Genomic DNA, 15492 nt, shown 5'->3' with positions numbered 1-15492 from the left:
TCGGGCCAGCACGACGGAGCCGGGAAGGCTGCAAATGGATAGCAACAAAACAACGCGATTCTAAGTCAGCGGGCTGAAACGGCGCGTTCGCCAGGGATGGGAGCGAGATCGGCCCGATTGTATGTACGGGGCGGGCGTGCGTACGCAGGCCCGGGTGGCGCGCGGCCGGACGGGCGTGCCGCAGGCGCCCTTCGGGCGGGCGGATGCGGCGGTCTGCGCCCGCGGCCGGCCCGATGGCCGGCCGCGCCTCAGTGGGCCAGGAGGAGCGGGGTGGCGCTGCGGGCGAGCAGCGCCCGGGTCACGCCGCCCAGCACGATCTCGCGATACCGGCTGTGGCCGAAGGCGCCCGTCACCAGCAGTCCGGCCGAGGTATCGCGCGCGAACGTCATCAGGGCGTCGCCCGGGGTGCTGCGCGTGCGCTCGAGCACCACCTCGACCTTGACGCCATGGCGCGCCAGGTTCAGGGCCATGTCGGCGCCCGGCTCCTCGCCATGGGCGGTGGTGAGCGTCTCCGGATTGATGAGGACCAGCTTGACGGAGTCGGACTGCTGCAGCAGGGGCAGGGCGGCGGTGATGGCGCGGATGGCCTGGGTACTGCAGTCCCAGCCGACGACGGCGTTGCCGGGCAGCGGCTGGTCGTGCCAGGCCGGCGGAATCACCAGCACCGGGCGCGCGCCATGCAGCGCGACATATTCGGGCAGGCCGCGCGCCGTGGCCGCGACGCCGGGGACGGGGATGGGTTCCGATTCGCGGCTGACGACCACCAGGTCCGCGTAGCGCGATTCGAGCAGCAGGGCGTAGCGGGAGTCGTCCTCGATCATCCGGCTTTCGACCGATTCCACCCCGAGGCGTTGGGCGGCCGTCAGGAAATGCTCGAGACGCTGCTGGACCGCCTCGCGTACGCCGTTGAAGTCCGACTCGGGCATCATCGGCGCGCCCATCGACCCGGTCAGCAATGCATAGTCGAGCCAGGAAATGCCGGTGGCGCTGCTGCCGACGAGGTGCGCGTCCTGCGCGATCGCCAGTCGGGCGGCGGCGCGCAGGCGGGCGTCCTGGGCGGGGCTGCCGTCGACATGAACCACGATGGTCTTGTACATGGTCGTTCCTTTCATGACGTGGATGGGCGGGGCCATGCACGTCATGAAGGGACGCGCTGGTCCTTCGAAATCATCGTTGTTGTCTAGCGGATTACTCCTTGGATGACTCAATCGCTACTTTATTCCCATCTTGGACCTGTGTCAGGAGCCTGTTTGATGCAGGTCAAAACGAGGCGAATAAAGATGCCTGGGCGCATCGGGGATGGAGGCCGGAGCAATGCTTGTTTCCCGGTGAATGTCCGACCAGGCTTACGTGCTGACGAGGCATCGATCCCCAACAAAAGACCCTTGCAGACCGGTCGACCGGCCCCACCTCGGGAGTGTACCGGCGAGAGCGTGTCGGTTCTCTTTGTGTCTCCTGTCTCAGTTCATCTGAGGATTTGGCCGCTGGCCGCGTTGCGCGGCAGCGGCTTTCTTTTTTGTCCGGACGGTCTGGTGATGTGGGTGCAGCCCGGCTGCCGGGCGGCCTGGGCATGGACGAGGGGGCTGAACAGTGACGTGCGCGCGATGGAACAGGGTAGAACGTCGCCTACGAGAGGTTGACGCGTGCAAGGATGGCCCACGCCACGGTAATCACCACCATGCCCGTCAGCGTCACGCATGACCAGGTAAAGAACCAGGCCGACAGCAGGCTCGCCTGCAGGGCCCGTTCGAACAGGAGCCCGAGGCCAAAGTCGAAAACGGTCAGGAACGACCAGCGCCGCAGGTACACGGGCAGGTAGCGGCTCATGTAGCGGTTGTGCTGCCAGGCCGCATGGCGCTCGAAGCGGTTGCGTGCTGCGCTGACGTCGGTGAAGAGCCAGTCGAAAAACAGGAATCGGTACAACAGGGTTCCGAAAGGAAGTTCCGAAACGCTGCCGTCTGATGAAGAGTGCTTGGAATGTCTGTCGCTGGTCATGATCACACCACGAATTTCTCATCGAGCATGCCGGGTTACGCCGGCATGGCGCTACAGGCCGATCCAATGGGTGAGGCACTTTCAGGCAGAGTAGGGGCGGTTCATGTCTTCTGCAGCCTGACGGAACATCGTGCGCGCCATGGACTTTGTCAAGAATAGTACAGGTCATTGCACGAAGGCCGCGCGCGGCCGTCATCTTTTGTGTAATTGCGGTGTCAGCTTCGTTCATTGACACCCGCCAAATTGCCGCTAAACACTTCCAATACCATGCCCGACTACAACAGGAATCGTTGCCTTGGCCAGTCTTTGTGTAGCGAAAATAGAACGTATCGAGTGAGGCCAGTTGGTCGCGAAGCAGGTAGCAGTGCCAGCGATCTCACGGGCAGTTGATCTGGCCTGGCGCGCCGATCGCGCTGGAGAGGCGCTCAATGCTGGCTGAGGATTTTCTCGACCCGACCGTTCTGGTCGAGATGTCGGGGCCGGAGAAGCGACGAATGGCGATAGTGCGGACACGGTCGCATCTCTCGCCATTCTGTCTTGCATGGGAGGCGGCTCGCTGCCCATGCGGCTGCAGCGCGGTGGCGCCAGGACCGGTCGAGCGTCCGCGGGCGACCCCCGCTGCTGCTTGCCGCCGCGCGCCATCGCCGGCGCGGTTCAGCTGCGGGCCGGTTTCTGCCCGCCCCGGGTCCGCCACAACGAGTACAGGATACCCGCCAGAATCAGCGCGCCGGTCACCCCCAGCGACAGCCCGGCAGGGACCTTGCCGCCAAACACGAAGTCGCCAAGGAAGATCTTCGAGCCGATGAACACCAGCACGGCGGCGAGCGAATACTTCAGGTAGGTGAAGCGTTCCACCATGGCGGCCAGCGCGAAGTACAGCGCACGCAGGCCCAGTACCGCAAAAATGTTCGAGGTGTACACGATGAACGGGTCGCTCGTGATGGCAAAGATCGCAGGCACGCTGTCGACGGCGAACACCACGTCGGTCAGCTCGACCATGCACAGCGCCAGAAACAGCGGCGTTGCGAACAGCAGCGATTTGCCCGGACGGGCCGGATCCGGCTGGCGCACGAGGAAGGCATTGCCGTGCAGCGTGCCGGTGACGCGCAAGTGGCGCTTCAGCCACGACAGGAGCGCGCTGTCACGGATATCGTCGCCGCCGGTCGACACGAAGAACATCCGGATGCCGGTGACGACCAGGAAGGCGCCGAAGACATACAGCGTCCAATAATAGCTGGCGACCAGTGCCGAGCCCGCGCCGATCATGATGCCGCGGGTGAGGATCACGCCCACGATGCCCCAGAACAGCACCCTGTGCTGGTAGGCCGGCGGAATCGCCAGGGTAGCGAAGATCAGCGAGATGACGAAGATGTTGTCCAGCGACAGGCTCTTCTCGATCAGGAAGCCCGTGTAGAAGTGCAGGCCTTTTTCGCTGCCGAGTTCGAACCACACCCACAACCCGAACGCCAGGCCGGCCGTCAGGTACAGTGCCGACAGCTTGAGGCTTTCCTCGACCCCGATGACGTGGTCGCGCCTGTTCAGCACGCCGAGATCGAATGCCAGCAGGACCACGACGATCGTCAGGAACGCCAGCCAGCTCCATACCGGTGTTCCAAGCCAGAGTACGTGGAGCATTTCCATGATTATCCCTCCTCAACATGACGTAAGACCACTATAGAAACGCTCAATCCCAAAGTAAAATCGATTAATCTTTGGAGAACCGTAAGTTTTTCTTGAGGTATGGCGTGATCAACTATAAGCACCTCCATTACTTCCATGCGGTCGCGACTCACGGCACGGTGGCGCGTGCGGCCGAGCAGCTGCACGTCACGGCACAGGCCATCAGCATGCAGTTACAGGTACTCGAATACCAGCTGGGCGAAGCGCTGTTCAGCAAGAAGGGCAGGGTGCTGGAACTGACCGAAGCGGGCAAGATCGTGCTCGGCTATGCCGGGCAGATCTTTGACCTCGGGAACGAGCTGGAACAGGCGGTGCGCAGGGGCGGGCTGAGGACACCGGAAATGCTGCGCGTCGGCATCTGCGACATGATCGCCAAAACGATGGCATTCCGCCTGCTCCAGCCGGCGCGCGAGGCGGGCCTGGCAATGCGCCTGATCTGCCGCGAAGGACGCTTCGACGACCTGATGATCGACCTGACGGCGCACAAGCTCGACCTCGTTATCTCGGACCAGGGTTTGCCGACCGGGGGCGCCATCCGTGGCTATACCCATTTGCTCGGATCGAGCACGGTGACCGTGCTGGGGCACCCCGGCCTGTGCATGGCCTGGCCGGGCGAATTCCCGCAAAGGCTGAGAAATGCTCCCTTCCTCATGCCGGGAGCGGATGCGGCTGTGCACAGCCAGCTCAACAGCTGGTTCGAAGCGAACGATGTGCGTCCGATCGTGGTAGGGGAATTCGACGACGGCGCACTGCTCAAATCCTTCGCGCGCGCCGGAACCGGTTTCATGTTCGCATCGACCGTGCTGGCCGACATCGTGCAGGCCGAAAACGGACTCCAGCCTCTGGGCACGATTGCGTCCATCGTCGAGCACTTCTACGCGGTATCGGTGGAGCGGCGCGAGCACCATCCCGCGGTGCGCCGCATCCTCGACAAGGCGGGACTGGTCTTTGGTGCGCAGGCCCTTGAAGAGAGGCCGGGAAGCATCGAACGACCGCCAGGGTCTGTCTGACCGGGGCAGGAGGAGTGGCGCGATGCATCCTGCACGTCGCACCCGCGCAGGCAGCGCGCCGCAGCGCGCAGCGAAATGTCGAGTGGTTCTTTCCATACAGCGGTGCCGTCGGACGCTCGCCATATCTGCGTGACTTTGCTAGATTGAGAGGCTCGGGATCCCGCAAGGTACGCGGATCGACACGAGCTGGAGAACACCATGTCCATCCTGATCAGGCGTAGTTGCATGATATTGCTCGCGTTGCCGGTCGCTGCCCTGGCCGATCCGGTCGCCGTCACCACGCATTCGACCGGTACCAGCACTGTAGACAACACCATACTGAGCGCACTCGGACTGAACAGCGTAGCGACCACGGCGCCGCTTCCCTATGAGCTGACGCTCAGGTCGACGTTCGATCCCGGCAGTGATCCCCTCTGGCCACCCGGATGGGCCTACGACTTCGATAGCGAGGTGGTGATCGACTTTCGCATCGGGAGCCAGGTCTACCACTATGACGGTACCGCCAACAGCTCTGTCAATCGTGTTTCGGTGTCCATCTTCGACAGCTATGAACACAACATCTGGTTCACCACGGCCGGCCCGCCGGATGCCAATTATACGGTCCATTTTCACAACCGCTTGTATGACCTGCCGGGCAGCATGGGCCTGGGCGGGCCGCTGACCCCGTTCGACGCCAACGAAAGCTCGGGCGAAAACGTATTCGGTTACTACACCATCAACGCCACGCCGAGCAATCCCGATGTGCCACTTTCGTGGAGCATGCAAGGCCCCCCCGCGACCTTATCGGTGCACGTAGCGGTCGTGCCGGAACCGGCATCGTTCGTCCTGTTGGCTGCTGGGCTGTTGACGCTGGGTCTGCGTCGGCGCTTCGGTCGCGTACCGATGTAAAAAGCCGGAGCGCAGCATTCGGGGAATAGCGAACAATGTTCCGCGAAGCGGCCGGCGGAGCCGCGGTCACCCGAGCCATCGTCCTGGGCTGATGCTGCCGACCGGTGCGATGGTGCTCGGCGCCTGTCGTTGGAGTCTCGCGCCATGGGCCCGGGCATGTCCTGCTTCGGGATTGGGCCGTTCATCGTTCATGCAGGACCCGAATCAGTCGCTGGTCGTGTCCATACACATCTTGGGTGAACAGGGCGCGGCCATGCCGGTCGACCACGGCCGTTGCATAGAACAGGACCACGGGAACGACCTCGTCGAGATCGATCCTGCGCGTCTGGCCGGTCCTGATGGCGGCCTTCAGGGCGCCGGCATCCCACCGGCCCGGATCGGCCAGCACGAATTGCGCCAGTTCGATCGGGTGCTCCACGCGGATGCATCCATGGCTGAGGTCGCGCCGTGTCCGGTTGAACAGCTCTTTCGACGAGGTGGAATGGAGATAGATATTCATCGGGTTCGGCATGGCGAACTTGAGCTCCCCCAGGGCATTCATCGCACCCGGCCGCTGTCTGACCCTGGCTGTTCCGGCCCGCAAGGACGCCAGCGCAGCCCCTGCCTCATCGGGCAGGACGCCTCCGCGCTGCGATACGAGTTCCATCCGGTGCTGTCCAAGATAAGCCGGGTTGCGTGCCAATGCCGGAATGATTTCTTCCAGCACGATGCTGCGCGGGACATTCCAGTAGGGATTGAGCTCGAGATAGCGCATTTGCCCGATGAACAGCGGCGTCGGCGTCCGCGCCGCTTGGCCGACGATCACCCGCATTTCAAGCGGCTGCACGGTGTCCGTCTCACGATTGTCGAAGGCCCACAGCCGATAGGCGGGCAAATTGATCACGATCATGCGCCCCTTCGGCTGCGGCGGAATCCAGCGCAAGCGTTCCAGCGTCAGTTCGAGTTGCATGACGCGGTGGGTGAGCGGCACCGACAGGGCCGCCATCGTATCCTTGCCCAGCACCCCATCTTCTTCAAGACCGTGGCGCGCCTGGAATTGCCTGACAGCCGACGCCAGCTCCGACGTGTAGCCAGGGCCGCTGGCGCCGGCATCGGTGGCATCCTCGCCGAGATCTCCCAGCAGGCGAAGGCGTTCGCGCAGCAGCGCCGCACCGTCATAGTTGCTGCCGGCCGCGATGGCGCTGCCCCGCTCGAACGGCAGGGCGGTCCATTCCGGATAGAGCCGGGCCAGGTCGCGGTACCGGCCCAGGGCCGTCTTGACCCGCTGGTAGAGCGGGTTCGCCGGCGCCGCCGCGTCCATGGCTTGTTCCAGCCGCTTGGTGCGCAACGCATCGAGCAGGCGCTCGACCGGATCGAATTCGGCGATCGCGCCGGACGCTGGCCGATACGGGGTCTGCGTGCGACCAAGGTGGAGGTCGGCCATGAACTGAAGCACGGCGGTGCTGAGGTCGCGCTCGAAGGTGGCCGCGGCAGCGGGACTGTCCAGCCGGTCGAGCCTGGACGCCAGTCCGTCGACGGCATAGTCGGAGGGTTCGAGGCCATGGAGCGGGGCGTCGGCAAGCAGGCGCAGCGCAAGCCGGGCCTGTTCCTTGTCCCCGGCGAGCCAGAGCGGGGCCGTCTCGTCCGACGGGTAGAGGCGCAGCGCCAGCTCGCGCCCGTCGAGCGGTTTCCCGGCGACTGGCGGCCCCGGCGGGGGGGCGGCAGCGGCCGGACCAGCCTGGCTCGACGCCGCGCAGCCCATCTGCACCGAGAGGAACAACAAGATGCCGCAGATGCAGGGCCAGGTGGATCGCGGAATGGCAGGCAGGCTTCTGGTCGCGTTCATTGAACTGGGATGGTCTCGAACACCGGCGCCGGGAGCGGACATGCTCAGGTCCGCCGCAGTCGTCGCGCTCGCCGCGCGATCTGGATCCGGTATAGCACGCTGCATGCGTCGCTGCAACCAGCTTCAGCCCGAAGTCCGGCGATGCCTGTCGGTCGACCGGGGACAGCGGAGGAATACGGGCGTATAGTCGTTTTCGTGTTCACGATGCGGCCGGCTCACGGCGGGCCTCCCTTCGACGGCGGCAGGTTGGCGAATTTGATTTGTATCATATTCAGCAATTGACGCAGCGCATATAGTAGCGACAGATTGGCACGATCTTTCCATCCCGGCCCCAATGAACAGGACACTACTGCGGCGCGCAGGCATCACGCTCCTTGTCCTGTTGATCGGGGCAGGGGTCGCGCATGCATGGCGCAGCGCCCAGGTACAGCGTCCGCTGGAAGGTTTTGTCAGTGGCAACGGACGGGTGGAAGCGGTCGAGATCGATATCGCCACCAGGCAGCCGGGGAGGATTGCGGAGATCCTGGTCGACGAGGGCGACCCGGTCCGTGCCGGCCAGGTCGTGGCGCGCATGGACCTGCAGTCGCTGCAGGCGCAGCGGGTCGAAGCGCTGGCGCGCGAACAGCAGGCGCGCGACGCGGTCGCGGGCGCCCAGGCGCAGCTGGCGATGCGGCGTAGCGACGAGGCCGCCGCGGGTGCGCTGGTCGTGCAGCGGCAAAGCGAGCTCGACGCCGCTAAACGGCGCCTGGCCCGCTCCGCCACGCTGGCGGCCAGGGGCGCCGTCGCCGAGCAGGAACTGGACGACGACAGTGCCCGCGTGCGCAGCATCGCCGCCGCGGTGAAGGCGGCGCAGTCCCAGCAGGAAGCGGCGCGCGCCGCGGTCGCATCCGCGCAGGCGCAAGTAGTGGGTGCGCGCTCGGCGGTCGCGGCCGCGGAGGCGACGACCGGGCGCATCGATGCCGAACTCCAGGAAGGCGTGCTGCTGGCGCCGCGTGCCGGACGCATCCAGTACCGGGTAGCCCAGCCGGGCGAAGTCCTGCCGGGCGGCGGGAAGCTGCTGAACCTGATCGACCTGACCGACGTCTACATGACCTTCTTCGTCCCGGAGGCGGCCGCCGGGCGCCTGGCGCTGGGGGCCGAGGTGCGCCTGCAGCTGGACGCGGCGCCGGACTTCATCGTTCCGGCCACCGTCACCTATGTCGCCAGCACGGCCCAGTTCACGCCCAAGACCGTGGAGACGGCCAGCGAGCGCGAGAAGCTGATGTTCCGCGTGAAGGCCCAGGTCGACCGGCGCGTGCTGGAGCGTTACGCCGACCATGTCAAGGCAGGGGTGCCCGGCGTGGCCTGGGTCAGGCTGGACCGCCGCCAGCCCTGGCCGCCCGCACTGGCCTTGCGGAGCGCGCCATGAGCGCTCCGGCGCCGTTCGCCACGGTCCGCGGCCTGGGCCTGCGCTACGGGAAGGTGAACGCCCTGGACGACATCGACCTCGTGCTGCCGGCAGGACGGATGACGGGACTGATCGGACCGGACGGCGTCGGCAAATCGAGCCTGCTGGCGGTGCTGGCGGGGGCGCGCAGGATCCAGCGGGGCAGGGTGGAGGTGCTGGGCGGCGACATCCGGCAGGCGCGCTTCCGGGCCCGGATCTGCCCGCGCATCGCCTACATGCCCCAGGGCCTGGGAAAGAACCTGTACCCGACCCTATCGGTGGAGGAAAACCTTCAGTTCTTTGCGCGCCTGTTCGGCCAGGATGCGCGCGACCGGCGTGCGCGGATCGACGCGCTCGCGCGCAGTACCGGGCTGTACGCCTTCCTGGACCGCCCGGCGGGACAGTTGTCGGGCGGGATGAAGCAGAAGCTGGGCCTGTGCTGCGCCTTGATCCACGATCCGGACCTCCTGATCCTGGACGAGCCGACCACTGGCGTCGACCCGCTCGCGCGCGCCCAGTTCTGGGAGCTGATCGGCGCCATCCGCCGCGCCCGCCCCGGCCTCAGTGTGCTGGTGGCGACCGCCTACATGGACGAAGCCGGCCAGTTCGACTGGCTGGTGGCGCTCGACGGCGGCCGGGTGCTTGCAGCGGGAACGCCGGGCGACCTGCTGGCGCATGCCGGATGCGACAGCCTGGAACAGGCCTTCGTGCGCCTGCTGCCGGCGCAGCGCCGGGCAGGCTACCGGCCGCTGGGGGCGGCGCCGCCTCCAAGGACGCTGGAGGGGGAGCCGGCAATCGAGGCGCATGGCCTGTGGCGGCGCTTCGGCGACTTCGTGGCGGTGCGCGACGTCAGCTTTCGCATCGCGCGCGGCGAGATCTTCGGCTTCATCGGCTCGAATGGATGCGGCAAGACCACCACCATGAACATGCTCACCGGCCTGCTCGAACCGAGCAGCGGCGAGGCGCGCGTGTTCGGCCGGCCGGCCGAACACGAGGATGCGGCCACCAAGCGCCGGGTCGGCTACATGTCGCAGGGCTTTTCCCTGTACCAGGAACTGAGCGTGCGCCAGAACCTGCTGCTGCACGCGCGCCTGTTCGACCTTCCCGAGGACCGGGCGCGGGAGCGCTGCGCGGCCATGGCGCGCCGCTTCGGGCTCGAGCCGGTGCTGGATGCCTTGCCGGGCAAGCTGCCGCTCGGGGTGCGGCAGCGGCTCTCGCTGGCGGTCGCGATGGTGCACGAGCCCGAGCTGCTGATCCTGGACGAGCCGACTTCCGGGGTGGACCCGATCGCGCGCGACCAGTTCTGGGAACAGATGCTGGCACTGTCGCGCGAGGAAGGGGTGACGATCTTCATCTCGACCCACTTCATGAACGAGGCCGAGCGCTGCGATCGCGTGGCCCTGATGCATGCAGGCCGCGTGCTCGCCAGCGGCACGCCGGCGGCATTGCGCGCCGAGCGCGCGGCCGCCACCCTCGAGCAGGCCTTCATCGCCTGGCTGCGCGAAGCCGACGGAGACACGGCCCAGGCCGCGCCGCAGCTTCCGCCGCAGCGCGCTCGCGCGTCCGGCGGATGGCTGCGGCGTGCCGGCAGCTACTGCTGGCGCGAGACGCTCGAGCTGCAGCGCGATCCGGTGCGCGCCGCCCTGGCGATGTTCGGCTCGCTGATCCTGATGGTCGTGATCGGCTACGGCATCAGCATGGACGTCGAGGAGCTGCGCTATGCCGTCCTCGACCGCGACCAGACCGTCCTGAGCCGGGACTATGCGCTCAATTTGTCCGGCTCGCACTATTTCGTCGAGCACATGCCGCTCTCCAGCTACGAGGAGCTCGACCGCCGCATGCAGACCGGCGAGCTGGCGCTGGCGCTCGAGATTCCGCCCGGCTTCGCGCGCGCGGTAGACGCAGGGCGCGCGGTCCAGGTCGGGGCCTGGATCGACGGCGCGAATCCGGTGCGGGCCGAGACCGTCGAGGGCTATCTGCAGGGCATGCACGGCGAGTGGCTGCGCAGCCGCACCCCGGGCGCGGGCAGCGCGCCGCAACGGGAGACCGTGGCGATCGAGACCCGCTTCCGCTACAACCCGGACGTACGCAGCCTGCCGGCGATGGTGCCTGCGATTATCGCCTTGCTGCTGCTGAACCTGCCGGCCATGCAGGCGGCCCTGTCCGTCGTGCGGGAAAAGGAGCTGGGATCGATCATCAACCTCTACGTGACCCCGGTGGGGCGCAGCGAATTCCTGCTCGGCAAGCAGGCGCCCTATATCGTGCTGGCCCTGGTGAATTTCATGCTGATGACCCTGCTGGCCGTGGCGGTGCTCGAGGTGCCCCTCAAGGGCAGCCTCATCGCACTCACGGCGGCGGCCTTGCTGTTTTGCGTCTGTTCGACCGGCATTGGCTTGCTGGCATCGACGTTCACGCGCAGCCAGATCGGCGCGATCTTCTTCACCATGATCGGGACCATGGTGCCGGCCATCCAGTATGCCGGCCTGATCAATCCAGTGACCGCGCTGGAAGGGGCCGGGCGGGTGGTGGGCGAGCTGTACCCGGCATCGCACATGCTGACCATCAGCCGCGGCGTGTTCGGCAAGGCGCTCGGATTCGGCGAACTGGCCCCCGACTTCCTGGCCCTGCTGGCGGCGATCCCGGTCATCCTCGGCCTGGCGATCGCCGTGCTGCCCAGGCAGGAACGCTAGGCATGCTGGCCCGCTCCTTGCGCAAGATCTGGCGCCTGGGAATCAAGGAACTGTGGAGCCTGGCGCGCGATCCTGTGATGCTGATCCTGATGGTGTATTCGTTCACGGGCGGCGTCTACATGGCCGCGACCGCGCAGCCGGACACGCTGTCGAAGGCGGCGCTGTCGATCGTCGACGAGGACCGGTCGCCGCTGTCGCTGCGCATCCGGGGCGCGTTCGTGCCGCCGCAGTTCCTGGCGCCCGAACTGATCACGCTCGACCAGGCCGACGAGCGCCTCGACCGCGGCCGCGCCACCTTCGTGCTGGTGATACCGGCCGGTTTCCAGCGGCGGGTACTGGCCGGGCGTGACGCCGCGCTGCAGCTGAACGTGGATGCGACCCGCATGAGCCAGGCCTTCACGGGGAGCGGCTACATCCAGCAGATCGCCCTGGGAGAGGTAAGGGGGTTCCTGCAGGGTGTGCGCATGCAGGCGGTACCGGCGATCGACCTGGCGGTCCGCGCGCGCTTCAATCCGGCGCTGACGCCGTCCTGGTTCGGCGGCCTGATGGAGATGGTGAACAGCATCACCATGCTGTCGGTGATCCTCACCGGCGCCGCCATGATCCGCGAACGCGAGCACGGCACCGTCGAGCACCTGCTGGTCATGCCGGTCGCGCCCCTGGAGATCCTGCTGGCCAAGCTGTGGTCGATGGCAGCCGTGGTGCTGCTGGCGACCCTGGTCGCGCTGCTGCTGATCCTGCGCACCCTGCTGCAGGTCGGCGTGCAGGGCTCCATCCTCCTGTTCCTCGCCGGCGCCACGCTGCACCTGTTCGCGACGACCTCGCTCGGCATTCTGATGGCGACGGTCGCACGCAACATGCCCCAATTCGGTCTGCTGGTGATCCTGGTTCTGTTGCCGCTGCAAATGCTCTCCGGTGCGAATACGCCGCGCGAAAGCATTCCCGCCGGACTGCGCGAACTGATGCTGCTGGCGCCCACCACCCACTTCGTCGAGTTGAGCCAGGCGATCCTGTTCCGGGGAGCCGGGCTGGACGTGGTCTGGACGTCCTTCCTGGCGCTGCTGGGCATCGGTGGCGTACTGTTCGGGCTGTCCCTGGCCCGTTTCGGCAGCGTCATGCGCTAGTGCGCGCTCCGGCCGACCGCTCCGGCTCGGCACCGCCGCTTAATCTGCAGTTAATCTTGGCCCCCTAGGCTGGTGCCGAACTACATTAACTTCGGTAAATCCTATGTCACGCTTGATGGCGTTTCCTTATCCGTTGGAGGAGGGCGGGGGGCTTGACGCCCAGCAGCCGGCGCTGGGGCACCGCGTCGAATCCCACTCCCGCGCTTCCCCGGGGCGTGCCGAGCTGGAAGACTTCATCGGCAACAGCTTCTTCGCTACCTACGGCGCCCATGTCGGCCACTTCTGCGAGACCCTGGTCGCGTGCCGGGATGCGGGCGGCGCCCTGATCGCGGCGCTTGGCTACTCGCCGGCGGACGCCGGCCCGACCTTCCTCGAGCAATACCTCGATGCGCCGCTCGAAGTGGAAATCGGCAGGCGCCTGGGGCGCCCGGTCACGCGCTCGCAGGTCGTGGAAGTCGGCAACCTGGCGGCCATCCGCCCCGGCGCGGCGCGCATCCTGATCGTGCGCACCACCCGATTGCTGTACAGGATGGGCTTGCACTGGGTCGCCTTCACGGCGACCGCCAGCGTGCTCAATTCCTTCGGCCGCCTGCACCTGCAGCCGCAGCCGCTGGCAGCGGCCGATCCGTCCCGGCTGCCCGATGGCGGGCGGCAGTGGGGCAGCTATTACGACACCCAACCCCATGTCATGTTCGGCGACATCCACTATGGCTATGCACAGCTTGCTCAATTCTCTTCCAGCCAGCGCCAACTTGCTGAGTGACGGTATGCATGACCTGGACCGCGCCGGCCTCGCGCGCAGGATCGAGCGTGTTGGCACGGCCTTGCTGGCGCGCCGCCAGCCGCGGGCGCCGGTGGCGATCCTGGCTGATAACAGTCCGGAGTGGCTGGCGATCGACCTTGCCGCCCAGGCGCTGGACATTTGCCTGGTGCCCTTGCCCCTGTTCTTCACCCCCGCCCAGTGGATGCACGTGATCGTCGGGAGCGGCGTCCAGGCGATCTTCTGCGCCGATCCGGAACAGGCGGCCAGGCTCGGTTTCGGCGGCGTCATCGATTGCGCAGGGCCGCTTGCCCTGTGCGAAGCTCCCAGGGCGGGGTCCATCGTCCTGCCGGAGGGTACCCGGAAGATTACTTTTACCTCGGGCACCACCTCGGCGCCCAAAGGCGTCTGCCTGGGCAGCAGCCAGCAATGGGAGGTGGCGCAGGCCCTCCACGAGGCGCTGGCCCCGCTCGGCATCGAACGCCACCTGTCGCTGTTGCCGTTCGCGGTCCTGCTGGAAAACATAGCCGGCGCGTATACCGCATTGCTGAGCGGCGCCACGGTCATTTGCCCGCCGCTGGCGGAGACGGGAGTGCGCGGCGCGAGCGACTTCGATCCCGGGACCTGCCTTGCGGCGATCGCGCGCTACCGGGCCGAGAGCATCATCCTGGTGCCCCAGATGCTGCAGGCCCTGGTCGCCGCGACCGTTCCGCACGATCCCCGTATCGCCAGCCTGCGTTTCGTCGCGGTCGGCGGGGCGCGCGTCTCGGCGCGCCTGCTGGCGTCGGCGCGCGAGCGCGGCTTCCCGGTCTACGAAGGCTACGGACTGTCCGAGTGCGCCTCGGTGGTGGCGCTGAACCTGCCCGGCGCGGAGCGTGCCGGCAGCGTCGGGCGCCCGCTCGCGCAACGCCAGGTGCGCATCGCCGCCGACGGCGAGATCCTGGTCGCCGGGCAGGCGGCCCGCTACCTCGGACAAGCGCCGGAGGCGGGGCCGGCATGGCTGGCGACGGGCGACCTGGGCCACCTGGACCGGGACGGTTTCCTCCATGTCGAAGGACGGAAGAAGGATGTCCTGATCACCGCGTACGGCCGTAACGTCTCGCCGGAGTGGCCCGAGGCCGCCCTGGCCGGCACCGGCGCCCTGGCGCAGGCGCTGGTGGTGGGTGAGGCCCAGCCCTATCTGGCCGCGCTGGTCGTGCCGTCCGCGCCGGGTGTCGGCCCTGACCGGATCCAGCAGGCGGTCGATGCGGTGAATGCCGATCTGCCCGACTACGCGCGGGTACGGCGCTGGATCGCTGTGCCCCCCTTTACAACGGCCAACGGCCTGGCCACCGCCAACGGACGGCCGCGGCGTGCGGCCATCCTCGACCACCATGCGAGCGACATCGCCTCGCTGTTCGATCTACCGGAGTCCATCACGTGAATTTCTTCGACACCCTGACAAGCCTTACCGAGCCCGAGCGGCAGCAACTGTTGTCGATCCCGATCATCCAGGATGCGTTGCAGGGCAAGGTGGTGACGGCGCAATACATCGCCTTCCTGAGCCAGGCCTATCACCATGTGAAACATACCGTTCCCCTGCTGATGGCGTGCGGCAGCCGCCTCGACGGCAAGCACGAATGGCTGCGCACGGCCATCGCCGAGTACATCGAGGAAGAAGTCGGGCACCAGGAATGGATCCTGTCCGATATCGCCGCCTGCGGCGGGGACCCGGAACGGGAGCGGCATGCCCGGCCGCATGCGAGCACCGAGCTGATGGTGGCGTACGCGTATCACCAGATCGACCGCGGCAATCCCGTGGGTTTCTTCGGGATGGTCCATGTGCTCGAAGGCACCAGCACGGCCCTGGCGACCCATGCGGCCGATACGATCCGCACGGCCTTGTCGCTGCCGGGCGAGGGCTTCAGCTACCTGAGCTCGCACGGCAGCCTGGACGTCGAGCATGTCGCCTTTTTCGCCGGCCTGATGAACCGGCTCGAGGACGAGAGCGACCGGGAGGCGGTGATCCACATGGCGCGCATGATGTATGGCCTGTACGGGAATGTGTTCCGCAGTTTGCCGCGCGGCGAGCAACTGTTCGCGGGGGGGCGGTAA

General features: G+C 66.8%; 12 protein-coding genes. 8 read left to right on the top strand and 4 right to left on the bottom strand.

The window, feature by feature from the left end; genetic code table 11:
* Window positions 1-248: 248 nt before the first annotated feature.
* The 3 genes from H162_RS0109310 to H162_RS0109300 all read right to left on the bottom strand — a co-directional run bounded on the left by H162_RS0109310 (window position 249) and on the right by H162_RS0109300 (window position 3636).
* Window positions 249-1097, bottom strand: coding sequence for a universal stress protein (locus H162_RS0109310; RefSeq protein ID WP_020653193.1), 849 nt, complete (start codon window positions 1095-1097; stop codon window positions 249-251).
* Between the two features lie 529 nt (window positions 1098-1626).
* On the bottom strand, window positions 1627-1995 hold the full coding sequence (locus tag H162_RS0109305; protein ID WP_156885531.1) for a hypothetical protein: 369 nt from the start codon (window positions 1993-1995) through the stop codon (window positions 1627-1629).
* 654 nt (window positions 1996-2649) lie between these two features.
* The gene (locus tag H162_RS0109300) at window positions 2650-3636 is read right to left on the bottom strand and encodes a TerC family protein (RefSeq protein WP_020653191.1); all 987 of its coding nucleotides are present in this window, start codon (window positions 3634-3636) and stop codon (window positions 2650-2652) included.
* A 104-nt stretch (window positions 3637-3740) separates the two neighbouring features.
* On the opposite strand from H162_RS0109300, the gene H162_RS0109295 reads away from it, so the two are divergent.
* Window positions 3741-4685, top strand: coding sequence for a LysR family transcriptional regulator (locus tag H162_RS0109295; protein WP_020653190.1), 945 nt, complete (start codon window positions 3741-3743; stop codon window positions 4683-4685).
* A 198-nt stretch (window positions 4686-4883) separates the two neighbouring features.
* Window positions 4884-5573 carry a PEP-CTERM sorting domain-containing protein gene (locus H162_RS0109290; RefSeq protein WP_020653189.1) on the top strand — a complete coding sequence of 230 codons (690 nt, stop codon included), beginning with the start codon at window positions 4884-4886 and terminating at the stop codon, window positions 5571-5573.
* Between the two features lie 181 nt (window positions 5574-5754).
* Here H162_RS0109290 and H162_RS30470 read toward each other — a convergent pair whose 3' ends face one another.
* A complete protein-coding gene (locus H162_RS30470) occupies window positions 5755-7398 on the bottom strand; it encodes a L,D-transpeptidase family protein (RefSeq protein WP_169444460.1) in 1644 nt (547 codons plus the stop codon).
* 334 nt (window positions 7399-7732) lie between these two features.
* Here H162_RS30470 and H162_RS0109280 point away from each other — a divergent pair, with 334 nt between their 5' ends.
* From H162_RS0109280 to H162_RS0109255, 6 genes are all read left to right on the top strand, one after another.
* Window positions 7733-8806: an HlyD family secretion protein gene (locus H162_RS0109280; RefSeq protein WP_026354441.1), complete on the top strand. Its 1074-nt coding sequence runs from the start codon at window positions 7733-7735 to the stop codon at window positions 8804-8806.
* A complete protein-coding gene (gene rbbA / locus H162_RS0109275; protein ID WP_020653186.1) occupies window positions 8803-11514 on the top strand; it encodes a ribosome-associated ATPase/putative transporter RbbA in 2712 nt (903 codons plus the stop codon). Before H162_RS0109280 ends, rbbA begins: the two co-directional genes overlap by 4 nt.
* A gap of 2 nt (window positions 11515-11516) precedes the next feature.
* Window positions 11517-12638, top strand: a complete 1122-nt coding sequence (locus H162_RS0109270; protein WP_020653185.1) for an ABC transporter permease — start codon at window positions 11517-11519, stop codon at window positions 12636-12638.
* A 103-nt stretch (window positions 12639-12741) separates the two neighbouring features.
* Window positions 12742-13401 carry a thermostable hemolysin gene (locus H162_RS0109265; RefSeq protein ID WP_229451991.1) on the top strand — a complete coding sequence of 220 codons (660 nt, stop codon included), beginning with the start codon at window positions 12742-12744 and terminating at the stop codon, window positions 13399-13401.
* A 4-nt stretch (window positions 13402-13405) separates the two neighbouring features.
* Window positions 13406-14821 (top strand): AMP-binding protein, encoded by a 1416-nt coding sequence (locus H162_RS0109260; protein WP_020653183.1) that lies wholly within the window; start codon window positions 13406-13408, stop codon window positions 14819-14821.
* Window positions 14818-15492, top strand: a complete 675-nt coding sequence (locus H162_RS0109255) for an iron-containing redox enzyme family protein (RefSeq protein ID WP_020653182.1) — start codon at window positions 14818-14820, stop codon at window positions 15490-15492. Before H162_RS0109260 ends, H162_RS0109255 begins: the two co-directional genes overlap by 4 nt.

Origin of the sequence: Massilia niastensis DSM 21313 (assembly GCF_000382345.1) — a bacterium.
Lineage (GTDB): Bacteria > Pseudomonadota > Gammaproteobacteria > Burkholderiales > Burkholderiaceae_D > Telluria > Telluria niastensis.
Note: the sequence above shows the minus strand (reverse complement) of the source record. Positions and strands in the feature narration are given on the sequence as shown.